The organism is Neobacillus vireti (assembly GCF_001026695.1).
Classification (GTDB): Bacteria; Bacillota; Bacilli; order Bacillales; family Cytobacillaceae; genus Neobacillus; species Neobacillus vireti.
The window spans coordinates 990,585-1,015,914 of the sequence record NZ_LDNB01000002.1 but is presented as its reverse complement, the minus strand read 5'-3'; the positions used below and the strand labels follow the sequence as shown (position 1 = coordinate 1,015,914).

General features: G+C 37.5%; 22 protein-coding genes and 1 pseudogene. 5 read left to right on the top strand and 18 right to left on the bottom strand.

Features of this window, described 5'->3' with window-relative positions; genetic code table 11:
• Positions 1–124 precede the first annotated feature (124 nt).
• Positions 125–307, bottom strand: a complete 183-nt coding sequence (locus AA980_RS05260) for a Fur-regulated basic protein FbpA (RefSeq protein WP_024030893.1) — start codon at positions 305–307, stop codon at positions 125–127.
• Between the two features lie 329 nt (positions 308–636).
• Entirely contained in the window at positions 637–1,554 is a 918-nt protein-coding gene (locus tag AA980_RS05255; RefSeq protein WP_024030894.1) for a VOC family protein, read from the bottom strand.
• A gap of 915 nt (positions 1,555–2,469) precedes the next feature.
• Between AA980_RS05255 and AA980_RS05250 the strand changes: the two genes are divergently transcribed.
• Entirely contained in the window at positions 2,470–3,759 is a 1,290-nt protein-coding gene (locus AA980_RS05250) for an MFS transporter (RefSeq protein ID WP_047771280.1), read from the top strand.
• A gap of 195 nt (positions 3,760–3,954) precedes the next feature.
• Here AA980_RS05250 and AA980_RS25660 read toward each other — a convergent pair whose 3' ends face one another.
• From AA980_RS25660 to AA980_RS05235, 3 genes are all read right to left on the bottom strand, one after another.
• Positions 3,955–4,491 (bottom strand): hypothetical protein, encoded by a 537-nt coding sequence (locus AA980_RS25660; protein ID WP_024026683.1) that lies wholly within the window; start codon positions 4,489–4,491, stop codon positions 3,955–3,957.
• Between the two features lie 133 nt (positions 4,492–4,624).
• Positions 4,625–5,998, bottom strand: a complete 1,374-nt coding sequence (locus tag AA980_RS05240) for a M20/M25/M40 family metallo-hydrolase (RefSeq protein ID WP_024026682.1) — start codon at positions 5,996–5,998, stop codon at positions 4,625–4,627.
• Between the two features lie 75 nt (positions 5,999–6,073).
• A complete protein-coding gene (locus AA980_RS05235) occupies positions 6,074–7,102 on the bottom strand; it encodes a tetratricopeptide repeat protein (RefSeq protein ID WP_156351153.1) in 1,029 nt (342 codons plus the stop codon).
• A 317-nt stretch (positions 7,103–7,419) separates the two neighbouring features.
• Here AA980_RS05235 and AA980_RS05230 point away from each other — a divergent pair, with 317 nt between their 5' ends.
• On the top strand, positions 7,420–8,358 hold the full coding sequence (locus tag AA980_RS05230; RefSeq protein ID WP_051427093.1) for an alpha/beta hydrolase: 939 nt from the start codon (positions 7,420–7,422) through the stop codon (positions 8,356–8,358).
• A gap of 275 nt (positions 8,359–8,633) precedes the next feature.
• On the opposite strand, the gene AA980_RS05225 is transcribed toward AA980_RS05230, so the two are convergent.
• On the bottom strand, positions 8,634–9,125 hold the full coding sequence (locus AA980_RS05225) for a hypothetical protein (protein ID WP_024026679.1): 492 nt from the start codon (positions 9,123–9,125) through the stop codon (positions 8,634–8,636).
• Between the two features lie 953 nt (positions 9,126–10,078).
• Between AA980_RS05225 and AA980_RS05220 the strand changes: the two genes are divergently transcribed.
• On the top strand, positions 10,079–11,122 hold the full coding sequence (locus AA980_RS05220; RefSeq protein WP_024026678.1) for an IS3 family transposase: 1,044 nt from the start codon (positions 10,079–10,081) through the stop codon (positions 11,120–11,122).
• A gap of 28 nt (positions 11,123–11,150) precedes the next feature.
• On the opposite strand, the pseudogene AA980_RS27725 reads toward AA980_RS05220, so the two are convergent.
• Positions 11,151–11,195, bottom strand: a pseudogene (locus tag AA980_RS27725) (hypothetical protein); the annotation flags it as partial.
• Positions 11,196–11,440: 245 nt separating this feature from the next.
• Here AA980_RS27725 and AA980_RS05215 point away from each other — a divergent pair.
• Positions 11,441–12,280 carry a tyrosine-type recombinase/integrase gene (locus AA980_RS05215; RefSeq protein ID WP_024026677.1) on the top strand — a complete coding sequence of 280 codons (840 nt, stop codon included), beginning with the start codon at positions 11,441–11,443 and terminating at the stop codon, positions 12,278–12,280.
• Between the two features lie 93 nt (positions 12,281–12,373).
• On the opposite strand, the gene AA980_RS05210 is transcribed toward AA980_RS05215, so the two are convergent.
• The 5 genes from AA980_RS05210 to AA980_RS05190 all read right to left on the bottom strand — a co-directional run bounded on the left by AA980_RS05210 (position 12,374) and on the right by AA980_RS05190 (position 16,169).
• Positions 12,374–12,649, bottom strand: a complete 276-nt coding sequence (locus AA980_RS05210) for a hypothetical protein (protein ID WP_024026676.1) — start codon at positions 12,647–12,649, stop codon at positions 12,374–12,376.
• 164 nt (positions 12,650–12,813) lie between these two features.
• Entirely contained in the window at positions 12,814–13,179 is a 366-nt protein-coding gene (locus AA980_RS05205; protein WP_034723116.1) for a DUF3888 domain-containing protein, read from the bottom strand.
• A 247-nt stretch (positions 13,180–13,426) separates the two neighbouring features.
• Positions 13,427–13,975, bottom strand: a complete 549-nt coding sequence (locus AA980_RS05200) for a GNAT family N-acetyltransferase (RefSeq protein WP_024026674.1) — start codon at positions 13,973–13,975, stop codon at positions 13,427–13,429.
• A gap of 508 nt (positions 13,976–14,483) precedes the next feature.
• Positions 14,484–14,762: a GNAT family N-acetyltransferase gene (locus AA980_RS05195; protein ID WP_024026673.1), complete on the bottom strand. Its 279-nt coding sequence runs from the start codon at positions 14,760–14,762 to the stop codon at positions 14,484–14,486.
• A gap of 39 nt (positions 14,763–14,801) precedes the next feature.
• Positions 14,802–16,169, bottom strand: a complete 1,368-nt coding sequence (locus tag AA980_RS05190; RefSeq protein WP_024026672.1) for a dipeptidase — start codon at positions 16,167–16,169, stop codon at positions 14,802–14,804.
• Between the two features lie 240 nt (positions 16,170–16,409).
• On the opposite strand from AA980_RS05190, the gene AA980_RS05185 reads away from it, so the two are divergent.
• Positions 16,410–18,413 (top strand): nucleotide pyrophosphatase/phosphodiesterase family protein, encoded by a 2,004-nt coding sequence (locus AA980_RS05185; RefSeq protein WP_024026671.1) that lies wholly within the window; start codon positions 16,410–16,412, stop codon positions 18,411–18,413.
• Positions 18,414–18,499: 86 nt separating this feature from the next.
• Here the strand turns inward: AA980_RS05185 and AA980_RS05180 are convergent, their stop codons facing one another.
• The 6 genes from AA980_RS05180 to AA980_RS05155 all read right to left on the bottom strand — a co-directional run bounded on the left by AA980_RS05180 (position 18,500) and on the right by AA980_RS05155 (position 25,312).
• Positions 18,500–19,504: an ABC transporter ATP-binding protein gene (locus AA980_RS05180; RefSeq protein WP_024026670.1), complete on the bottom strand. Its 1,005-nt coding sequence runs from the start codon at positions 19,502–19,504 to the stop codon at positions 18,500–18,502.
• The gene (locus tag AA980_RS05175) at positions 19,505–20,284 is read right to left on the bottom strand and encodes an ABC transporter permease (protein WP_024026669.1); all 780 of its coding nucleotides are present in this window, start codon (positions 20,282–20,284) and stop codon (positions 19,505–19,507) included. It abuts the gene before it with no gap.
• A complete protein-coding gene (locus AA980_RS05170; RefSeq protein ID WP_024026668.1) occupies positions 20,281–21,126 on the bottom strand; it encodes an ABC transporter permease in 846 nt (281 codons plus the stop codon). Before AA980_RS05170 ends, AA980_RS05175 begins: the two co-directional genes overlap by 4 nt.
• Before the next feature lie 113 nt (positions 21,127–21,239).
• Positions 21,240–22,337 (bottom strand): ABC transporter substrate-binding protein, encoded by a 1,098-nt coding sequence (locus tag AA980_RS05165; RefSeq protein WP_024026667.1) that lies wholly within the window; start codon positions 22,335–22,337, stop codon positions 21,240–21,242.
• A 332-nt stretch (positions 22,338–22,669) separates the two neighbouring features.
• Positions 22,670–23,932 (bottom strand): mechanosensitive ion channel family protein, encoded by a 1,263-nt coding sequence (locus AA980_RS05160; protein ID WP_024026666.1) that lies wholly within the window; start codon positions 23,930–23,932, stop codon positions 22,670–22,672.
• 216 nt (positions 23,933–24,148) lie between these two features.
• Positions 24,149–25,312, bottom strand: coding sequence for an SEC-C metal-binding domain-containing protein (locus AA980_RS05155; protein ID WP_024026665.1), 1,164 nt, complete (start codon positions 25,310–25,312; stop codon positions 24,149–24,151).
• Between the last annotated feature and the right edge of the window lie 18 nt (positions 25,313–25,330).

Genomic DNA, 25,330 nt, shown 5'->3' with positions numbered 1-25,330 from the left:
AAAATTCAGTTGAGATAATTCCAAATAAGAATGCATAAAAAAGTGCCAGGCACCTTCCAGATTTCTGGCTTGTGACTGACACTAATTTTTTTGTATAACCATGACAATTTCCCCAACAGAAAAACTATATCCACTGAATAGAACCGAACTCCCCATGTGGATGGTTTTGCAATTTGTATCTTTTATATTCATTCTCTAAACTGGAAAGCGGTAATTCGTACAGAGTTTTGTCCTCTTTCTTATATACGTTAAAAAAAATTAGCTTATTGATAAGTTTTTGTCTCTTCTTTTCCACGTTAGTTTTCATAAGAAATACACCCCAAATATTTATGCTCCATATCCTTTTTCGTTAAGAAAGGATTAACCGTTACATTTATTAACCTAAGAATTTCCCATTTAATACGCTTTTTTCTATTTAAATTTATTATAACCGCATTATTCCTACCCGTAAAGTATGAATTAAAAACAAATGAATGAATAGGACCATGAGACCGATTCTTTCATTTGTTTTTAATTTTTTTGAAGAATGAGAAGTGCTATTAAATATCCCTCCAGATGTTGGCCGTGGGGACAGTTCTTGTGGACTATACTAAAATAACCTTCTTTGAGCCTTGGTAACCATTGCTATGGATTTTTTCAATATCCCTGGTATGCGTTTCGTAATTCCATAAGATCAAATTTCTTCATTTTAAGAAATGCTTTTGTAAGGCGCTCAAGTTGCGCTGGTGTGCCTTTGCCCATCAACTCGTCCATCTCGGTTGGTACAATCTGCCAGGATAAGCCATGTTTATCTTTCAGCCAGCCGCATTGTTCAGCTTCAGGAACTGCAGAAAGTCTTTCCCAGTAGTAATCAATCTCTTCTTGTGTATCACAGTAAACCACGAATGAGAATGCCTCGTTAAAACTGAATTTGTGCTCATGTGCACTATCCATTGCGGCAAACCAGCGATTTTCAAGCATGAAATCAGAGAACATGATGGTTCCTTCTTTGTCAGGTTCCATGCCTTTAGGGTAGCGGGCGATAAGTCCCTGCTTCGTGTTCTTAAATACAGATAAATAAAAATGAATCGCCTCTTCCGCGTTGCCGCATTGATCGCCGACAAATAAAAGTGACGGCACTAATGCAGGCCGCTCTTCACCTGTTGGATTGGTAAGGATTAACTGCCAGGACAAACCATACTTATCCTGAATCCAGCCATACCTCTCACTGAACGGATAGTTATCAAGTGGCATTAACACCGTGCCACCTTCGGACAATTTGTTCCAAACCTCATTTATTTTTTCTCTCGCGTCTTTTTCTCGCGATGGGTCAAAGTTAACGATGAAAGACACCGACGGATTCATCTTGAAATACGGCCCTGCACTGATAGCCATGAACTTCTGCCCCCAAAGCTCAAATGAGACGATATCGGAGTCGCCTGATGGTGTGTCGTGGATTGTTGTTACAGCCGTAATATTTGAGTCCGGAAATATGGAAATATAAAACTCGGCTGCTTCTTTTGACTCCTTGTCATACCATAAATGCGGAACAATTTTTTGATTTGTTTTTGACATATTATTTCCTCCTTCATTTTTATACGGCAAGATGTGAAAAAAAAATCCTATGTAAATAAATTAGTAACCATTCCAATTTATTTTACCATTTGAAGCTAAAACGAGTTTGATAAATAAATGAAGAAATGAGACTGTCGATTAATATGTAAGTGAAAATCAGCGGAACCAAATTTAATGAAATTGCCGCCAAATATTTGCCTTTTTAGCTACATTTTACGGTGTTTTATATCCTTTTAAGCAAAAAATTGGTTGGAATCTTCGTTATCTAAAAGAATAAATGAGTTAATAGACAGTCTCGAAATTACCCTTAATTAGGAAATGTCACTGAAAATAGCTTAAACAGACGGAGAAATTCCGGCTATTGACTCAAAAAACGTGAAAATGGGCGATTTTTCTTTGCTTAACCGGAAAATCTCCGCTTTACCCCGATTCGAGCTCTATTCTACAGTCTAACCATAAAACCTCCGCTTATTTAAAATATCACTGTTATTCAATTAAGACTTCTTCTTGAATAATAAATAATTCTCACACCCTCCAATCATTATTTCATCCCCTGTAATTTACTATGTAAATTCAGACAAAATAAGCAATTAAAAAAAATTTGCCAAAATGTCGATGAAGAAGTCCTGCTTTCTTTTTTACTTAATTCCGCTGATATTATCCCTAATTGAATTGTCTTCTGCAACGGATTGAAAAAAAGGGTAAGACCCCCGATGTGCTAACAATTTATCGCACTGAGGGTCTGTCCTGAGAATTTATCCTCATTCGGAATTTGCCGAATTAAATTCAGCAATTATCGGGTGGTACCACTATTTTCAAACCCCTTTACCCCTTTTCTGCAATAAAGTATTTTAATTGCCGTGAGAGCGCTCTTTTCCTTATAATAGAAGAATAGTTTGGAAAGAAGGGCTCGGGTTGTTAAAAAAAATACATTATGGCTGGGTTATTTTAGCGGTCTGTTTTATTGGAGTTTTAGCCGCTCAAGGCCTGCGTTATTGTTTCGGTGCTTTTATGGAGCCGTGGGAGCAAGAATTCACCGCTTCAAGGAGCATGGTTTCCGCCATTTCATTTGTCAGCTTCATTGTCTTCGCGCTTTCACAGCCTGTAATTGGAAAGCTCATTGACAAACACGGCGTGAAGCGGATTTTTGTTTACAGCATTATTTTGATAGGCGTTACAACCATTCTCATCTATTTCGCCCAAAACATTTGGCAGCTTCTGATTTTATACGGCGTGATTTCTTCGCTCGGGTTTGGCGGGGCATCGGGGGTGACCGCCACCATTGCCGTAACAAAATGGTTTCACAAAAAACAAGGCTTAGCCCTTGGTTTAGTAGAAGCAGGCTTTGGTGCCGGACAAATGGTGATGGTTTCGAGCTCGCTGTTTTTAATTAATGCATTCGGCTGGAAATCTACCGTTTTACTTTTAGGTGGCTTTCTCCTGCTGATTGTTTTTCCGCTCCTAGCAATCTTTTTAAAATCGGAGCCTGCTGAAATGGGCATCAAAGCATTAGGAGCGGTAGGGACAGCTGAAAAACAGCAACAGGATTCAATGGAAACGAAAGAAACACAGCCTATTTTAAAAAAGGGATTCCTCTTCCATCGCGGTTTCTGGTTTCTGATTATTCCGTTTTTTATTTGTGGATTTACTACTACCGGGCTTATGGATACACATTTAATACCTTTCGCCCAGGCTTGTGGCTTTTCTGTTGCTGTAACGGGCACGGCAGTAAGCCTTCTGGCTGCGTTTAATACTGGTGGAACGGTTGTTGCCGGAATCTTAGCAGACCGATTTGATAATCGCAAAATGATCGCTTGGATTTATTTTTTTCGAGGAATGACGATTGTCTTTCTAGTAATCTTTTTAACAAGTGCAAAATGGTTAGGCTTTTTCATAGAAAATCCTTGGCTGTTATTTGTCTTTTCCATTTCCTTCGGTATCGTAGATTTTGCCGTTGTGGCTCCTACCGTAAAATTACTTGCAGACTATTTTCGCGGTTCTTCCTTAGGTGTTGTGACTGGCTTCCTTTACATGAGCCATCAGCTTGGGTCAGCAATCGGCTCGTTTCTTCCAGGAGTCTTCTTTGACCGCGCCGGAAGCTATACGAGTTCATTAGTCACAGCTGCAATCCTATTGATGCTTGCTGCGATTGTCAGTGCATGTTTGCCGAAGCAGACAGCACACCAAGAAGCGAAAGCAGCTTAATGAGGCACGGAAAAAAGGGTCTGACTCCTGGCACATAAGGAGTCTGACTCTAGAACAAGATTTATTAGAAAGTTTTACAATAATTTAAATTACCCTGTCTCTCGTTACAAACTAGATATACCAAGTTAGGATTCTCCAGGTTTATGCCCAAGGCAAAAGACCAGAGGCACCATCCCTCTGGTCTTTTGCCTCTGATCATTGTGGCGATTCCAAACAACCTATCACTTCCTGTTTCTGATTCCAAATATTGTACTCCCGCAGAAAAACAGGTACACATACTTCTACATCCATTGGGTATTCTTCAAGGATTTTTAATTGCTTCAGTATGGACGAACCTTTGAAGACGGAAAGAGTCATTTTATATTGGAATTCCAACTCACAGGTTCTTTTCCGCATCATTTCTAATGCTTTTGCTGGGAAATCCCGATTAAGGTCCGCTGTCCGAGGGATTTCCTCATTGAAAAATTGTTTTGTCATATTGACAAGTGCATTGTCTTTTAAAATGTAAATTCCAATCATCAACAATGCATCCTCTAACATGAACTCTATTGTTGGGATCCACTGGGCCATCCGTTGGTCTCCACTTTGAATATGTTTTGCACTCATATTTTCTGACACAATCGTCCATCGGGCCATTCCATTTTCAGATAGAAACATATAATAATCCGGGTTGATCCCACCATCATACGGATGTGCTGAACCTACAAGTATTTGCGCTGTCATTGTCGCCATTTTCATTCCTCCTTCTTCAACAGTTAAATTATAGTTTTTTAAATAATTTTCTAGTTTTTCTAGATAGAATAGACAAATGCTAGATTGTTTCCATATTTTCTTCATGTTCCATACATGAATACCAAATATTTTTTCAATAAACCTCACTTCTCACATTTATTTCACTATTGATTTGTCTTAATGTCCTTTGCAAATTTCTGTAATCGTTAAGAACTGCTGTTAGTAATTCTACTGTGTTGTAACATGCTTCCACATTTAACGTTTCTGAAGAAGTATGCTCATTCATATAGCCGGCAGAAAGATTGACACTCTGAATCCTATGTGATGCCCAAATCCTTGTATCACTGCTGCCACCAGGTGTTGTTTTCCAGCCAATCAATCCCATTTGTTGTGCCGTTTCTTCAAAGAAATGGCCATATCTTTCATGGCAAAAAGGATAATAGCCGCCGCATGATGTCACAATGTCGCCTGTACCGCGACGATCCACGACAATTGCCGCGTCAACGTCCCACAAGAAGGTTTCGTCAACACTGCGTGCCCCGATTAAGCCGACTTCCTCCTCCACGGTGAAAATAAATTTAACCTTTCCGTTAAATCCAAGTGACGGTAACCGGGATGCTGCCGCTAAAATAACCGCCACTCCTGCCCTGTCATCTGCTCCCAAAATTCCTTTGTCACTCGACCAGATGGAACCATTTTTAACGATTGTTCTTCCGGGTTCAATCCGCTCTACCGTATCCAAGTGAGCATTGAGCAATAGTGTAGGACCATGACCAGTACCAACTGTCTTTTGTGCCAGAATATTTCCAGTTTGGTCAACCGTTATATAATCAATATGATGACGTAGTTGATCCAAGACAAATTGTCGAATCTTTGCTTCATTTCCACTTTCTCCTTCAATGGATAGAAGTTCTTCCAAGCGATTAAAAAATTGCTGTTTGCGGAAATATTCTATTCCTTTATCAAGACAATCTTTCTGCATGCAGGAAAGCTTTTCAGTGATATCAAGCAGGCATTCCCTTTGAATTCTCAATTTCAAGTGGCGATTTCTCCTGTAGATTTGGGAAATCCCTGCTGCCGTTAACACTTCGATGACATTTTCTACGTTAACCTCCTTAATAAAACCAATAAACGGATTTCTTCTGTCGTGTCCATCACAGCAGCTTTCCGTGTAAAAGCCAAGCCGATTCAGCTGCCTTACTATGCCAGCAATATAAGTATCAAGCTCCTTTACTTTCGGTTGATCAAGGATAGGACGAAACCATAAATCTCCCCCGCGTCCTCGATATTCAAAATCCACAGCTACTATCCATTCTTCTTCCTCGACGACAGGGCTAGAAATCGTTAAGAACGCCCCGTCATACTGAAATGAAACTGTAAGCTGTTCTAAGTTTTCTAGTAAGAATGCGAGATTTTCTTCTGTTTCACATTTACAATCAAAGACATTTGGACGTACCTCCTCTGCTAGAAAACCATGACGTACGAATAATTGATTCCAGTTCTTCATGTGACCATCTCCTTTTTTCTTGATGGTCTCAGTATATAAAAACAGCGATGACAGACCTGTCATCGCTGTTTTTACTTATTCACTTTCCACATCATCCACCCGGTACATAATATAAAATTCACATGATCCATCAAAATAGTATGCTGTCTCTCCTTGATATCTTTTCGTTTGGATCATAGGTGGCAATCCTTTCTCCCTCAATTTGTTTTTTAATCGATTAACCTTTTGAACAAATGTATTTTGTTTAATCGTTTCAACATCAGAAAATGCGTTTCGGGTTGCCGGATGATCTTCTGAGCTTTTTAAGAGAAAATATTGCAGCATGATTCCTTGATCTGCGGAAAGGGAAACGTCCTCCCCTTCAAAAAATGCAGTTATATTCCTGTCACTAAAATAAAGAATGATGGTGTTGGATGGCTCTGAGTCAATGAGTCTCTCACACTCCTCTTTTGAACAGGTTGTTTTCTCATCTCCTGTCAACTGATAAAAAGCGTTTCTTTGTAAATACTGTTCGTTTTCTTGCAGATTTAAAAAGAGTGAAGAAAACTCATGAATCGGAATGTTTTGATTGGCTGACTGTGGCAATTGGTTCATTTTTTCATAAGCTTCCTTCGCAATCTTTAGGGCGCTGTTGGTTAGATAAATATGTGCATGGATTACCTGCTGGTCGTCTAATTGGTACTGGTGCTTTTCATAGTATTTATGATTGGTTAAAGTAAGCTCAAAATATTGGATTGCTTCGGAGTAATTTCGTTTCTTATATGATAAAAATCCCAGACGGTAGGCAGCAATCGGATTTGTCCGGTCATATTTCAATGCCTCTTCTAAGCACTTTGCAGCTAAATGGTCATCCTTTTGATATACGGTCTTCAAATAAGTTCCGTAATGAATTAGGCTGTAAATCAGCTTCCACTTCACGTATTCCAATTCATGGGAATAATCATCTTTATTTTGGCGGACAAGTTGTTGAAACCTTCTAACCATCTCCCTAAAAAGTTCTATTTTTGTAGCATAATTAGGGTGACCACTTTCCTGTTCCCGATCATTCAGTTCTTCTTCCCAATCCTCTAATTCTTCCAACGTCTTTTCTCTCAAACGCATCATTTTCCCCCTTTTTGCCCAAAGAAAACTAGGCATTGCCATCATAATATATATTCTTGGAAATTAGATAATAACCTTCATGTTAGAGCATTTTTTATCCATCTTTAAGTCAAACCCCTTGTGAAGTAACGTTTTCCTCGCCAAGGGGTTTGACCCCCGTGACTCTAATCAAGAAATCTATCAAAATAAAATGATAAAAAGCAATTTATCTAGCCTTTCCTATTCAAAAAAGGGCATAAAATAGGACTTCAGAATTTCCGTTTTTGTGTTGACTTACATATGATAATGTACCGATGACTTCAAATGGAATGGAGGAGTTCATGTTGAGTGAGGAAAAGAATGGGGAATCAAGTAAATCAGGTAAGTCCCTGTGGAAACCGCTTTTGGCAGCACCCGCTTTATTTTTTCTTGCCCCATTAGGGATCGGTTTGTATCTAACTCATCCATTCCCGGCAAAGACGACAAAAAATCCTGAGGAATATGGTCTTGCGTTCGAAGAGATTGAATTTTTCAGCCGAAAAGATCAAGTAAAACTGTCAGGCTGGTGGATTCCAGCAGTTTCAAAGAGAAGCAAGAAAACGGTCATCACAGCACACGGTTACATGAATGAACGTGCCATGGAAAGGATTGAAGGACTGCGACTCGTTAAAATTCTATCAGAGCAAGGCTATAATGTATTGATGTTTGATTTTCGCAATGCAGGGAAATCGAAGGGAAAAACCACGGGAATCGGATATTTTGAAAGACATGATTTGTATTCAGCGATTGATTATGCGATTCAGGAAAAACATCAGGAAAAAGTTGCTCTCCTTGGCTGGAGTATGGGTGCTGCTAGTGCGCTTATAGCTGGATGCGAGCACCCTGCTGTTTCCGTCATCATTGCCGACAGTCCCTTTTGTGATTTAGGACCTTTTCTAAAAGAAAATCTTTCACATTGGACCAAGCTGCCAAAACGGCCATTTACACCGATTGTTTATCATACCATGCGAAAGCTCCTCAAAATTGACCCCTCAGAAGTTTCACCCATCAATCATGTGAAAAATACGAAAGGAAAATCCTTCTTCATCATCCATAGTAAGACAGATAAAGCTATTCCTTATGCCGAGAGCGAAAAATTATTTCAATCGATCCCATCCAAAAACCATAAAGAATTGTGGCTGACGAAGGATTGTGAGCACATTCATTCGTATCGTTTGCATAAAAATGAGTATACACGCCGGGTACTTAAGTTCCTAAATAAGTACTTAAAACTTGACTAAAACGGATATGGGAGAAATCTATAAACAAGTTTAAAAAACGCTCCGCTATCATAAAAAACAATCATAAAAAATGAAAAAAGGGACATACCCCCACTGCGCTAACACGTTAGCACACTGGGGGTATGTCCCAGGAATTCAGGCCCTAGAGTTCATTATTTCCCTCCTCGACTCATCCACAATCGCTTTCAAATCATGCCCAGATGGATTTTGGAGCTACAAGTCCTAATAACGAATCTTTGAAAACCACAACCCCAACATTATAAATTAACATCTACTTACAGTCGCTCAATCTCATCCATTTTAAGTACAGTAATTTCAGCAATTTCTATCTTTGACTTACCATTTTCTCTCATTCTTTTTGCGACCATCCTAATTGCTCCAAGCTTTCCTTCTTTTCTTCCTTCTTCTCGTCCCTCTTGCCTTCCTTCCTCAAAGCCTTCTAGTTTCCCAAGTTCCCTCCCTCGTCTTTCATAAGAATTCATTATTTCCATTACTTTATCGGCCTCTGTTCCACTCATCTTCTTCACCTCTTCTTTTACTTTTTGTTCTTCATCATCTGTTAACTGTAGGTAGGTATCGAAGAAACCCATAATTAACGTCTGCCTTGCTGGGTCCAATTTCAAGCGAAGGAGCATAAATAAAAACTGTACTTTTAACTCTGTTCTCTCTCTGTCAGTATATCCCATTTTACTTAAAAGTGCCGCTGCGACCGGGTAATCTTGGCGAAGATAGTTTCGCCAATTTTCCTTTTTTAATTGAATGGTCAAATAACGGAAATCCACTACCTGTAGAAATGGAAAATCCATTGAAAACGAATCTGGTTCTTTTCTTTTCGAATCATGGCTGAAGATTGTAATCGGAAGGATTTTTCTGCGATACTTTTCATCGTAATTGAAAACAATCTATAATGGTTCTTTAGAATTTCCGTTTTGTAATTATCTGCATATGATAAAGTACTGGATACTTGTATTTGGCAATTAAAGAATGCTATAAATGGCAGTATATTTTATGAATGTAAAAAAAGCCAAAATACGCAAGTAGTGCATAAAAACTTGCATATTTTAGGCTCTTTAATTTAATTCATTATTGTGTTAAAGCACCCGTTTGTTTAACTACAATATTTCACAAAGTTACTTTAAATCTGATAGTAAATGTATTTGATATGTTTTAGAAGGTGGTGATTTTCTTCTACACACATTATCTACTTTATTTTTTTCTATTATGGACGCTCAAAGTGATAAACAACAATAGAAATATAAATGCCAATATTATTGGGAAAAAGGTTAAAATCTAAGATATAGTAGATATTTCACCATTTCCAATTGGTCCAACCTTTGGGCGATTCAATTGATAAATATTGAAATAAATAACGCTATAAGTAAAATGGAACTCAATAAAAATACATTTTTTCTCACTATTTCCCACCCCTAATCATTTATCTATGTAGGTAATTCTTCAAAACTGATTAGTTTTCCTTTAACGTCTTATTAACTTGCTTTGTTACTTCAATAAGGAAAAAGGCGATCCTTCGTTATTGAAGAATCGCACCCGTTTGTTTAAGTACATTTTTTCACAAACTTTATTATTTATAAAAAAGAGTTGTTTATGGTAGCTCTTGTTAATATGGTACCTGTAGTTAGGACACTTGAAAAAGAGTGTTTTACCTACAGGTATTTTTTTATATACTAGAATTTCAAGATATGGGGAATAAGGGGACATCATGAGTAAGATAACATTTACATCTAGAGAGATAAAAGAACTTCAAAAAAATCCAAATGTGCAACGTGTTAGTGAACGATCCATTACATATTCGGATTCTTTTAAAAATAGATTTATGGATGAATATCTAGCGGGCAAACTCCCACGTCAAATTTTCACAGAGAACGGCTTTGATATCAACGTTATTGGGTTAAAGCGAATTGAACAGTCAGCTCACAGATGGAAGAAGGCATACGAAAAGAATGGGTTAATTGGTTTAACTGATTCGAGGAAAACAAGTTCTGGTAGACCAATAAAACGGGAACTTACACCAGCCGAAGTAATTGAAAGACAGAAAGCAAGAATTAAGCTTTTGGAGGGGCAAGTCGAACTGCTAAAAAAGCTAGAAGTGACAGAAAGGAGGCTGCTAAACGAAAGGGAAAATTTAGTTCCGAGTAAGGTGTATCAGTTAATTTTTGAGACCGTTGAACAGAATCAATTTAAGCGGATGACCAAGTATTTCTGTGATCTATTAGGGGTGTCTCGTTCGGGGTATTACAGCTACCTAAAGGCGTCCACAAGTCGTGAAGCAAGGGAGCAATTAGACTTAGAAGCCAAAGAAGTTATTTTAAAGGCATTTAATCGTCGCGGATATAAGAAAGGATCACGGTCCATAAAAATGATTTTGGAGAACGAATATAACCTGATCTTTAGCCGTAAAAAGATTCAAAGAATCATGAAGAAATACGGCATAGTCTGTCCTCACAGAAGGCCAAATCCATATAAAAAGATCGCTAAATCAACAAAAGAGCATCGGGTCGTTCCAAACAAATTAAACAGAGAATTTAAACAAGGTGTTCCAGGAAAAGTATTATTAACGGACATCACATATTTGCCATATAACGGTAATTCTATGGCTTATTTGTCGACCATAAAAGATGCATCAACTAACGAGCTCCTAGCTTACCATGTTTCTGATCGTATCACTCTAGACATCGCAACGAAGACGATTCACAAACTAATGAATAACAAGAAAATTTCATTGACCAGACTTCTTCATCTATAGAAAGACGTACAAACCCAGCCTTTTCTAACTTTTGTGAGAAGGTAGTTTTTCCAGAACCTGCTATTCCACACATCATTACAACTAAAGGGTTTAAGTTATCTCTTTCACGATTAAGTTTTTCTAAGACAGTTTTTTCAAGCACCCATATTCCCCCCCTTTTAATAATCCATTCCCATAATTATTATAGGTATTCTGTGCTCTCTTATAAGATTCCTTCTGTCACTAACCTGCCCCTATAGTTGAATAACCTTACCGTTTCAATTTCGATTAATGCGTCAATAATTCCTCTAAAATAATAATTTTAGGGAGAGATGTATTTTGCTATTATCAAAAGCTTGGAAATCATATGAATCTGGTAAACGGATCGAGGGTTTCTCACCACAGACTTTGAAAGCTTATCGACTTCAATCAATACTACTCATTCGATATTTTGACGATGGAAAAATTGGATCGATCACCACAACTCACTTAAAGGAATATTTAGCAAAGTCTAGTGAAAACTTAAAACCTTCAAGTCTGGCTCATCGTATACGTTTTATGAAATCATTTTTTCGATGGTCACACGAAGAGGGTCATATTCGAAAAAATCCGGCAGCAAAGATTAAGGAACTTAAAGTTGGCAAACGTATACCTAAGTTTCTTACAGAAAGAGAAATTGAACACTTACGCGAACCTTGCTTCACTCCAATGGAAAGAGCCTTATTCGAATTTATGTTTTCAACTGGATGTCGTATTGGAGAAATTGTTTCCTTAGAGAAAAACAGCATTAATTGGTCAAATCAGTCAGCTATTGTCTGTGGAAAAGGAGATAAGGAACGGGAAGTTTACTTTAATATTCGCTGTGAAATTTGGCTAAAACGCTACTTAGATAATCGTAAAGATAATGAATCCGCCATTTTTGTAACTGAACGGCACCCGCATCGAATGAGCATAGCCCAGATGAGATACATTATAAAGCGAATCTCAAATCGAGCCGGAATCAACAAAGTAATCCATCCACATCAACTAAAACATAGCTATGCCACTCATTTATTAAATAATGGAGCACCTTTAGATGTTAATCAAAGTTTACTCGGTCACGAAAAAATTGAAACAACGAAAATATATGCTCAATTAAGCGGAAGCCTTAGACAAGAATTTTATAGAAAATATTTTTAACGTTACAAAGCAACGCCTCTTAGCGTTGCTTGTTAAATTCTCGCACCCATTAGTTTAAGTAAAACCTTTCACAATCGAAATTCAATCTTTTAACTAATTCTTCATCCAGGTAAGTAACCGTACAAATTGAAACGGTTCACTCCAAACTATAATGAAACTTAACAAAAATAATGCTGCCAATGATAAAAACTTTACTTTTCCTTTTTCACTTCTAAATATTGCTCCGAAACACAATAAAGAACCAACAATTAATAACCCAAATCCTGATGTCATTAGAGGCTCAAACAATTCTGTAAAAAGGTACGAGGAGCAAAATAATAGTACACCAATAATTGCAAATAAGACAGACAACTTACTAAACCATTTCATTATGTCACCCCCATTTTTCACTTATTTTACCATATGCCCGATTTGTTTGAGAATATATAAGATTGTAATTTATTTTCCTAAACTATCCTGCCATAGAGTTCAACAAGAAAAAGGAGCTGCCTGTCGCAACTCCACCTTCAACTAAAGCACCCGTTAGTTGAAGTTCAAGGATATGTTTTCAAGTGTTTATAACTGATTAGTTCAACACTTGTATTTATCACAACTTCATCTTCCCCATAACCGATATGTGCACGGTAGTAAGGATACACTTTCAACGTTATCTCATATAATCCACCAATCCCATATACCTGCTTTATCTTAAGGAGTTCAGTTTCAAATCCAGCCCAAGACAGACCAAGTGCCTGTGCTTTTTTGTCGTCTTTATAAATTTCAGTAATTGCTTTATCTATTGGTTTTCTATTACTACTAATAAGTGCCATTTTTAGCGTTTCACACAATTCTGTATCAGCTTCATTTATTGTTTTCGCATTTACACTTGTGTTAGTAACCACTGAAAACATTCCAATCATAAGCATAACTGCTAATTTTTTCGTTAGAATCACCTCATTTTAGTTTCTTAAGAAATAAAATGATATATTCAACAATTCTGCCCCGTAACTTGAAGAAGAAAAAAGCGACCTTCGTTATTGAAGTATCGCACCCTTTACTTTAAGTACAATCCTTCACAAACTCACAAATCGGTCGAATAAGAAAATGGCATTACATTGTTGTTGAAGTAATGTACTTCTTTGAAAAAACACTTAATTTTCTTACTTCTCAACCTAATATCAGATCGCTGATCTTGATCCTCCAAATCATATGATCGTATCCTTTGTCCCAATAATCCTTTAACAAATAATTAGGGTCTCCAAATTTCTTTTTCCAGATTTTTTGTGCACTAATATATCCACTATCTAAACAAAATTCTTCTATGCCTTTACTCTGTAAAGTAAAATACATTGTATTCAATAGCAAATTCCCTACACCCATTCTCTGGTAGTCCGGCTGAACAAATACTGTACCTACCTCATTTAGCTCTTTGAAAGTGTTATTTGTACTATTACATATGAGATCACTTGCTAGGCCATATTCAATTGAACCAATAATTTTATCACCATCTAAAGCAATCAAGAAATATCGTTTCTCACCATTGCTATCAAAATCACTTTCTAAGTATTTTTCCTTAACTTCGACTTCATCATTAATATCACTCAACTTCTCGCCTAAACCTTCTTTAATAAACGTATCAGTAATCACAATTCTAAAAAATGAATGTAACTCTTTTTTGTCCTCAATTCTTGGCCTTCTTATCTCCACTTTAAACACCCCAAAACTCCTCCTCACTCCTATTCACTTCAACACGGTACTTCAATTACCTTCTTCAAGTATCCTGCTCCGTTTGTTAAATAAGAACAGCATTAAAAGACTGTATAAATATTAGTGTTTATACAGTCTTCCTTTAAGAAATAATTTATTACGATTAATAAACATACCGCCGAAACATACATTAATTAAATGCCAGAAACAATACTTAATAAAAGCTGAAACTGGCCTCACAAATGGTCTTTTTTTTTGGTTGTTTTCGTAAATATTGTTGTTTCTTGCTAAAGAAAGAAGTACTTTCGATGTAAAGTTACACATTTAAACTATTTCACATAATTTATCTGCGAAGCTTAGAAAGCAACAATCTATTAGAATTGAGTCTTGTTTTAATTCAGCTGGAATAAACTCTCATTTGCGGTAAAGTAATTCCATAGAAAATGGGTGCCCAACACCGCTGAATAGTGTCAGGCACCCATTAATTTTGTTCAAATTGCCTTCTCAAGCGCCCTTTTTAGTTTGCAATGACATCCTTATATTTGTCGGGTTTTCTTTTAAATAGAGCAACTGCAAACGAACAAACAGGGACGATTTTTTTGCCTTCTGCTTTCATCTCAGCTACTACACAATCCACCAATTGTTCCGCTACACCCTGTCCCCTTAGGCTGGAATCTACAAATGTATGCGTTAAAAGTACTTGTTGTTCTCCATTAGGTTCATATATGACCTCAGCCAGTAACTTACCGGTCTCATCTTGTTTATAAAAACGATTACTCTCTTTTTTAAAATCCAATTTAAATTCTCCTTTCTTCTACTTTCTTAGGGCACTATTTTATTTTTGTACCAGTTCTAAAAACGAGCAAATCGTCAAAATGCCTTTATCAAAATTTTCCAAGTTAAAATGTTCATTTGGTGCATGGAGATTTTCATCCGGTAAACCGAATCCCATTAAGACGACAGGTGCATTTAGGGATTGGTTGAAATCCGATACAATCGGAATCGAGCCGCCTTCTCGTTTGTAAACTGGGGCTTTCCCATATATGTTTTGATACGCTTCGGCCGCTTTTTGGATCATCGGACTGTCGATTGGGGTTAAAAATGGATTCCCTGTATCGCCAAGAGTCACTTTTAGTGTGCATCCTTTTGGTGCATGTTCCTCCAGATGCTTTTTGATTGATTGCTGTATCTTTTCAGGGTTTTGATTGTGAACTAGACGGCAAGTGATTTTGGCATGTGCCTCGTTCGGGATGACCGTTTTTGTCCCTTCTCCCTGAAATCCGCCCCATAAACCGTTTATTTCTAATGTTGGCCGGGAGCTGATTTTCTCAGGATATGGAAAATTGTTTTCCCCTCCCGTTAATTCCGTTAATCCCAACGATTGTTTTAGCTTTTCTTCATTGAAACCCAATGCTTTAATTTGTTCCTTTTCAAATTCAGTCAGGTCCACGACATCATCATAAAAATGGTCCACATTCACTTTTCCGTTTGCATCATGGAGAGTCGAAAGCAGCTGTACCAATAAATGGTTAGCATTCTGGACTCCCCCTCCAAACATGCCGGAGTGCAAATCAGACTTTGCGGTTTTTAGGGAAAACTCTAGTGCACAAAGGCCTCTTAAAGAATAGGTGATGGCAGGGATGCCTCTGTCCCACATATCAGAATCGGAAATAACGACCACATCACATGATAATTTCTCTTTATTTTCGGATAAAAATTGCGGAAGATGAGGACTTCCGATTTCTTCTTCTCCTTCGATGCAAAATTTTACGTTTACCGGTAATTTGCCTTCTACTTTCAATAAGGTTTCCACCGCTTTGATATGTAAGAACGTCTGCCCCTTGTCGTCTGTCGCCCCTCTGGCAAAAATCTTTTCATCACGGATTGTCGGTTCAAAAGGAGGAGTTTCCCATAAATGAACAGGGTCAACGGGCTGCACGTCATAATGGCCGTAGACTAGGACTGTTGGGGCATTTTCCTGATGTAGCCAGTCCGCATAAATAATGGGATGGCCATTTGTTTGGACAATTTTAACATGTTCCATTCCAATGTTTTTTAATTTACCGGCAATCCAGGAAGCTGCTTTTTGAATGTCCTCTTTATGCTCAGATAAGGAACTGATGCTTGGAATCCGGAGCAATTCTTTTAATTCCTCGACATTCTCATGATGATTATTTGATATGACATCTGATAATTTTCCCATAATATCACCTTTTCTCTTTTATTTTCAATTCTTATTTTATACAAAATTGACGGAGACAACAAACATCAACCTTTGTACCACAAGTACCGGATAGTACTGAATCTTAGAAAATACTGATTTATATGAAATGAAACGGGTATAAATAATGTAGGCTATTTTAAGAGATTTCCCATAACATGCAGGAAAGAAATACATGCATACACCGTTTGAATAGCCATAAAAATCAGAAAGGATAAGAAAATGAGAAAACCATTAATAGCTGGCCTACTCGTTCTAAACTTGTGTTTTCTTCCACAGATTCATACAGTAGAAGCCAAACAAAATCAAGAAGCTGACAGAAAGGTCATACTCCTCTCTTTTGACGGAATGAAAAATGACTACACAAATAAATATGTTAATGAAAATAAATTGCCTCATATCAAGCAGCTGCTTGACAAAGGGGTATGGGCAAAACATCCCACTACCATTACTCCTTCTCTAACAGCCCCTTCACACGCAGCAATTGCTACAGGAGCGACACCTCACCTGACAGGGATTGTAAGTAATCAATGGCATGAACTGAATAAATCCTTAGAAAATAAAGATGATGGTTTCCAAGCGGAAATTCAGGTGCCTCCATTGTGGGTAGAGGCTAGAAAACAGGGGAAAACAACAGCTACCATTGCTTTTCCAGGAGCTAATCCTAAGAATGGTAAACAAGGTGATTATTCTATTTATTATGGGAAAACATGGTCTCCAAGCGCTTTGGAGTCATTAACCTTCAAAAATACTGATGAGTGGATTAATCCTCCTAAAAGCTTCAGTCCTTTAAAAGAAGCAGAATTCACCATCAACCTGAAAAACGAGGAAAATCATCTCATTCACATCTTGGCTATCGACTCTACCGATGATCAAAAGCAAAATTATGACACTTTTTTGTTATCTGAAGACAAAAAGGCAGTTCAAGATGACTCCATCATAAAAGGAAAGCAATGGGGATCTCTTTCTTTACATACAAAAAATCAACTAGCTGGTTTTTGGTTCAAAATGAATACAGATAACCATGATCTAAATAGTCCTATTCAGATGTACCGGACAGCAGTTACTTCCGGCTTAATTAGTGGTCCTAAAGGATTTTCAGATGATATTCAGAAACAATTTGGTTTTTTTCCGGTTCAGGATGATGATATCGCCCTTGAAAAAGGATGGATTTCTAGAAAGGAATATCAGGATATCAGCTCCCGATTTGTCATGTGGGTCACAAATGTTTCCCTCTATATTAAACAGAAATATAATCCTGATTTACTGATGTTTTATGCCCCGCAAATTGATCATGAACAGCATAAGTATTTATTAATAGATCCTAGGCAGCCAGGATACTCACCTGAGAAGTCAAAAAAATATATGTCTTATATTGAATGGTCCTATAAGTTAGCGGATAAGGTTGTCGGTAAAACCTTGAAATCCCTAGATAAGAAGGATGCATTGTTTGTCGTCTCAGATCATGGAATGGAACCAGCTCATTCCACTCTATCACCTAACAAAGTATTAAAAGATGCCGGGTTACTAACAGTTGATAAGACTAATAAAGTCAATTATAAAGAATCAATAGCATATGCCATTCCAAGCGGGTCCACAGCAAATGTATACATTAACTTGAAGAAGCGGGAAAAAGATGGAATTGTCCCTCCAGAGGAGTATGACAAGGTTCGTAACCAGATTATTCAACTTTTTAAAGGGTTAGAAGTTAAAAAAAGAAAGGGGTCGGTCGTTCAACATAATGTGAAAGAAATGATGGCAGCTTTTAAGAGCGATACCCTCTCATTTCATGATGTTCAAGAGAATCTCAAAGATAACTGGAAATATCTTTTTGAAAGAAAAGTTCATCCTTATGAACAAGTATTGAAAAACACGGATGATAATAAATCACTTTTAATGCATCCAAATTCAGGAGATGTGGTGTTGATAGGAGCCCCCGGCTATGTGATAGGCAGCGGGACTTCAAAAAATGTAACACCGCCAATTGATTTGGGAACACATGGAGGGGATCCATCCAGAAGCATGCTTAGACCTGTCTTTATGGCAGTTGGGCCTGACTTTCGCAAAGGTAAACACATTAATGCTATGTCAAATTTAGATATTGCTCCTACTATTTACGATTTACTAGAGTTAGAAACACCATCATTTGTAGAAGGTAAAAAGATTAAGGGGATTTTTAAAAATGATAAGTCATCCGAACATTCAGAATCCCTGATAAAACGATAAAAAAGCACCATCCATTCTGGATGGTGCCTGACACCAGTTTTCTAATTGCACTAAAATGTAATGCTGCCGCTCGTTTAACAGTACATTCATGATAGTGGAATCACGTCTTTACGGTTAAGATATAATGTTTTTGTCTCCTGTTTTTGAGCATCTTCATCTATTTTGTGTAACCGATCTGCGATAAAGGAAACATGATTGGCCTCTAATTCAAAACGAGTGATATTGCCGAGCATGGACGTTTTTTGTATTTTCCCTGATATTTCATAGCCGTCTAGAATACGATCCTCACTAAAGGCTTCTGGTCTAATGGCATACATCTTATTCTTAAAGTTTTTCTCTCCTTTAAATAAATTCGATACTTCTTCCCGGGTTAAAACATTATAGTTGCCAATAAACCGCGCAACAAATTCGTTAACAGGGCGGGTATAAATTTCATGCGGTGTCCCGCTTTGAGCAATTTGGCCTTTATTCATAATATAAACATAGTCACTTACCGCCATGGCTTCTTCTTGATCATGTGTCACCAGAATCGTTGTCATATTCAGTTCCTGTTGGATACTGCGAAGTTGTTTTTGCAGGTTTTTACGAATTTGGGCATCCAAGGCACTAAGCGGCTCATCGAGTAATAACACTTTCGGCCGTGTTACCAAGGAACGGGCTAATGCAACTCGCTGTTGCTGACCGCCTGACAGCTCACGGGGATACGATTTTTCTTTCCCTGTTAATTCAACCAGTTCGACAATCTTCGCGGCATTTTGTTTAACCGTTTCCTTATCCAACTTCTTCATCTTCAAACCAAATTCGATATTTTCCTGAACGGTCATATTCGGAAATAGCGCATACGATTGAAACACCATACCCACTTGGCGGTCTTTAGGCTTTACCTCAGTCACATCTTTTCCATCAATATGGATTTTACCTTCATCCTGATGGATTAATCCTGCAATTGTCCGTAACAGAGTACTTTTCCCACAGCCGCTTGGACCTAACAATGTAATAAATTCTCCTTCTTTTATCGAAAGATTTAAAGAGTGCAAAACTGTTTCGTTGTCAAAGGACTTTTTAATATTCTCTATCGTTAAAAAACTCATTTATACGGGCTCCTTTTTTTTGCGTGTCATTTTTATCATTATTGCTGAAAGAATACTAATTAGGAGAAAGTAGCAAACGACAATAGCACTGGCAATATGACCGCTCTGGCTTAATTTTTGAAATAAATAGATTTGAACTGTTTCAAAATGGCCGCCGACTAATAAATTAATAAGGACGAATTCCCCGAATAAGATGGAGAAAGAGAGTAATGACGAAACAAGAATTCCCGAGATAATATTTGGCACAATCACTTTTTGGAAGGCCGTATATCGGCTTGCTCCCAATATTTCTGCCGCCTCCATCAAGGACTCTGCATTTATATTCCTCAAAGAGTTACGCGTCCCCTGATACATATAAGGCAGGATTCCGACAAAGTAAGCACCGATGGTAATAAGCACCATCGAAATTCCACTGGTCGAATAGGCGCGGATTAATCCTACGGCAAGAATGATTCCCGGCATTGCATACGTCATTACGATAAGAGATTGAATCATTTTTTCTAACTTCGGTGCGTATAAGACAATGGAGAAAATAGCAGGGACCATGATAACTAATGTTAAAATCGTTGCACCAAGGGACATAACCAGAGATCGGCCTAAAGATTTTAGGAACCGAAGATCACCAAATAATTCAACATACCATTTTATTGTAAAGCCCTCCGGTAAAATAGTTTTATGCCAAGAGGTAGCAAAAGAATATTGAAATGTACCTAGTAAGGGAATCAGTAAGTACAATAGAACAATGCCAATCGTAATATAATGATAGAATGGTTTTTTCATGATAAATCCCTCCGAATCCTGCGGGTCAACCATTCATTTATGAGTAATGCAACAACTAAGGTTACGCCTAATAGGGTTGCTATTGCACTTCCGAGCTCAGGTCTTGCAAAAATATCTCCCGTTGTAAGCGCGCCAATCCGAATCGTAACCAAGTTATAGGTACTTCCTGTCAAAGCAAATGCTGAGGCATAAGCTCCCATTGCATTAGCAAAAAGAATACTGAAGGTCCCTGCGATACTAGGCAAAATAATTGGTCCACCAATTCTTAGCCAAAATTGTAAAGGTGACGCTCCAAGAAGGGCTGCCGACTCTTTCCATTGTGCTTGAATCCCTTGATATACTGGATAAATCAGCATGACAGCAAGCGGAAGCTGGAAATAAATATAAATGAGGACCAATCCCGACCAGGAGTAGAGATTAAAGGAATTCAGTAAATCCCAGCCAAAATGTTTAAATAATAAGGTAAACAAACCGCTGTTTCCTAAAATTACGATAAAGGCAAACGCTAACGGAATTCCTGCAAAATTCGCAGTTAGGTTGGCAAATACCAGGATTCGGTCTTGTATTTTTTTTGAAAATAGGGTGATTGAGTAAGTTGCGAACACAGCAAGGCCTATAGCGATTAAACTTGAGAAAAAGCTAATGATGATACTATTTTTAAATGCCTGGTGGTAATAAGTGTTTTGAAATATTTCTAAATATTGTTTGAAGGTAAATCCTGATCCTCCATCGCCTTGAAAACTGCTATAAAGCATAAAAAAAAGCGGGACAAATAAAAACAAAAGAACCAAAATGAAAAACGGAATGATACTAATGAGAAACATTCCATTCATACGTTTCAATATCAAAAACCCCTTTCGTTGCATAAAGCAAACGCTTGTGTTTTTCGAAAATAAAAGCGACTATTGAAAAACGCCTTCTTAAATAGAAGGCGCCCCCATTTAAAAAAATCAACTTATTTGACATTTATTAATACCTTGCTTTCCCATAATTCCAGCAATGTTGGAATTGTTTTTTCCCAAGCCTTCATATCTTTAACCGGTCTAACATTTTTGTATAGTTCATTTGGCAGAAGCTTCGCTTTAGCATCTTCAGGCAGCTTTACATTATCGCGAATAGGTCTTGCATAGCCACGGGCTAAGTTTGCCTGTCCTTCATCTGAGAAAATATATTCTCTTGCCAGTATTGCTGAATAAGGATGTTTAGCATATTTGTTAATTACCGATGCATAACCAGAAACGACAGATGCTTCTTCAGGGATTGTGACATCAAAACGATTTGCATCAATATTGTCACGATATCCTAAACCATTGAAATCCCAAACAAGGGCAACATCTTCTTCCCCTTTTTCTAATGTTGTTACTTTAGGGTCAGTTGTAACAAGACGGCCTTCCTTCGCTAACTTTTCAAAGAAATCAATCCCCGGCTGTATATTTGCCTCGTCTCCTCCTTTAGCAAAAGCGGCTGCTAATACGGCAAATTGGGCCTGGCTTGCCTTTAAGACATCTCCAACGGTTACTTTAAAATCACCATTCTCTAAATCCTTCCATGACTTAGGCGGATTCTTTACTTTTGTTTTATCTGTAATAAAGGCAATTGTACCTGTATAACCTACCATCCAATGCCCCTTATCATCTTTTGCCCACTCAGGCACATCATCCCAATAGGAGGTTTTATATGCGAGGGTTAATCCTTTTTCTTTTGCTAGGGGTCCAAAATTAATTCCGACATCCCCGATATCAGCAGATGCATTTTCCTTTTCGGATTCAAATTTTGCCAATTCCTCAGCACTTGACATGTCCGTGTCAATATGTTCAATGTTGTATTTTGATTTTAAATCATCCCACGTTTGTTTCCAGTTTGCCCATTGATCAGGCATACCGACTGAATTTAGTTTTCCTTCTTCCTTTGCTTTCTTGGTGATTTCTTCAAGGGTTAGCTTAATAGAATCTAACTTTTTTGAATCGGTTTTAGAAGTGTTTGAACAACCTGCAAACAATGAAACTGATAAAATTCCAACTGCGGCCATTTTCACTAATGAGCCTTTTTTCATAAAAAGTTTTCCCCCCACATTTTCAAATGTTTGTTTGGTAAACTAAATATCAGTAAAACACATTAAAAACGATACCAATCAAATATTAACTTTATGTTATACCGTAACTACTTACTTATAAATAAATATTTTAAATATTTACAATATATTCACAATACCTTAACTAAATAAAAAGGCACCTTCCAAAATCCTAGAAGGTGCCTAACATTAAGAATCTATTATTGCATCAACCGCTGCTTGAACGGCGCTGACATCGCCCTGGCCAGTGGGTCAAACCCACTGCGCACTAAAGCCTTAGCGCTTCGGGAGTATGACTTTAAGACCACTGAGGGTCAGTTCCTATATTTCATTACTTCCCTCTTTGATTCATCCACAATCGTTTTCAAATCATGCCCAGATGGATTCTGGAATATGCGAAGTCCAAACTCCTGTGCTACGGCGAAAAGATGGTCAAAGATATCCGCTTGTACCGATTCGTATACCGCCCATCTTATATCATTTGAAAATGCATATATTTCTAGAGGAAGCCCGTGTTCTGTTGGTTCTAATTGTCTAACCATTAAGCTCATTTCTTGATTGATTCCAGGATGATGTTGAATGTAATTGCTGATATACGCCCTAAATACACCAATATTAGTAAGTGCCCTTCCATTCACTGGATTGCTCCTGTTAATATCGTTCTTCGTATTGTACTCTGCAATTTCACGTTCCCTCTCGATAATATGGTCCGAGAGATATTCGATAGTATTAAATTTCCTAATCATCTCCTCGGTACAAAAGGCAATACTATTTATATCAATAAATAATGATCGCTTGATCCGTCGCCCTCCAGAGGTTTGCATCCCTCTCCAATTTATAAAGGAATCGGATATCATCGCATAGCTTGGAATCATAGTAATCGTTTTGTCAAAATTTTGTACCTTTACTGTATTTAAAGAAATATCAATGATATCTCCATTTGCCCCGTATTTCGGCATTTCAATCCAGTCACCAACCCGAACCATATCATTAGAAGCCAATTGAATCCCAGCAACAAGTCCTAACAATGAATCTTTGAAAACCAACATAAGGATGGCAGAGAGTGCACCAATCCCGCTTAGAAAAACAAGTGGGCTCTTTCCAACCAGGTTCGCAATAACCAATACTACTCCAAGTGTAATGACAATAATATTAACTACCTGGATATACCCTTTTATTGGCTTAACCTTAGATATATCATAGGTTTGATAAATATCATTAATTGCATTTAATAAGCTGTTCATCACCATTAATCCCATTATGATTAAATAGGCAACGGCACTCTTTTCTATCAATTCCTGATAGCTTGGAAAGGTTGGTGCAAAATAATAAATAATGATTGCAGGAACAAAATGAGATAGCTTATGAAATACCCTTCTTTCCAATAGCATTGTATCCCACGTGAATTTATTATTTTTCACAATATGAGTAATAACCCTGATTACTACTTTTTTCGTAATAAAATTCGCTGCAATACAGATGACTGCTATAAAAAGAATCATAAGAATAATAGAAAGATACCCAGCTAAGGTGGGATCTATATCAAATTTTAAAAGCAGGTTATTGATGTAATTCATAAATTCTTCTCCCTTGATGTTATATTGAGATAGTTACAATTATACAGATAGCCATAGGGATAGTTCTATAGGTCCTTTTTTCTATCTTATTCTTTACATTTAAGAAAAAAGGGTCAGAAAATCGGTGAGTTAAAGAAATTATTTCACCAAAGGACTGACCCTTTTTTCATTCATGAAGTTTACAGCGATTAGCCGTTTTGTTTTTGATCTTATTTATCATTTCCCACAGCATTTTTTATATTTTTTCCCGCTTCCACATGGACATGGGTCATTTCTACCAACTTGATTTTCATTTCGAACAGGTACACTTTGCAGCGTATTCGATTGCTTTTGTGCGTTCCGGTAATCCATTTCACTTTCCATTGCTGCATGTTTCCATTCCTCTAATTCAGGGTGCTGCTCGCCAAGAATGGAATAATAACTATAGACGACCTGTTCGATATCAACAAGCCCTGATAAATACTCGTTTTCCATATGGGCAGAGATTTCCGGCAATGCGACCTTTGATAGCTGATGACAGAGTGCCTCGATTAATAAATCTTGATCCTCTAATTCTTTTGCAGCCCTGTAAGCCTCTCTTAAAACCTCTACAGCAAGGTCCGTTTTGATATTTTCGACAACTGAAGCGGCAAAAATAATCGAATCCGATTTCTTTAAATAAGGTGCAACTTCTTTTACAACATCATCATTTTGAAAACAAATTAACGCAAAAGCAGCCTCTTCTAATAAGATATCGTCATCCCTTACTAACAAGCGTGCTAGCACGGGGATAAACTGCGGCAATTTTAATAATCCAATCATATAAACTGACAGGATTCCGCTATAGGAAAACCATTTCTTCTTTAATTCATTCTCGATATCAAAAGCAATTTCCTCTGCTGTAATCCAATTATTTTGCACCAAACATTTCGCTAGTTTTTTTGCTTTTACAAATTTGTCGTGCTGATAAGAATCTGCTCGGTCAAGGCTATTGATCGTTTTGGCATATTCCTCGTAAACGTCTTCCTCAGTCCCATTTTCGATTAACTCGTATAACGCCCAGGTATCATCGTTAATATATCTTTTCAATGGCTCCTTATATTTTCGAGCAAGCTCTGGTTCCAAATAATCTAATAATCCTAACGCTAAATGGTTCTCAGACTGATCCATCTTAGGGATATTTTCAAGTAAAATCTGTACTGCTTCTTCATTGATGGTTTGTTTTTCCACATAAATTAAAATGGAAGATTGCTTCTCTTTATGCTTAAAAGCCTCTCTCAATAACGCTACTGTCCATTCTTCAGGAACGCTAGGATAATCATGTAGTGTATGAAGAACAGTTTCTTGAATTAAAATATCATCGCTAATTAAGTGGGGTTTAACCTTTTCTAAAAATGTCATGTGCAGCGTCCTTTCAGA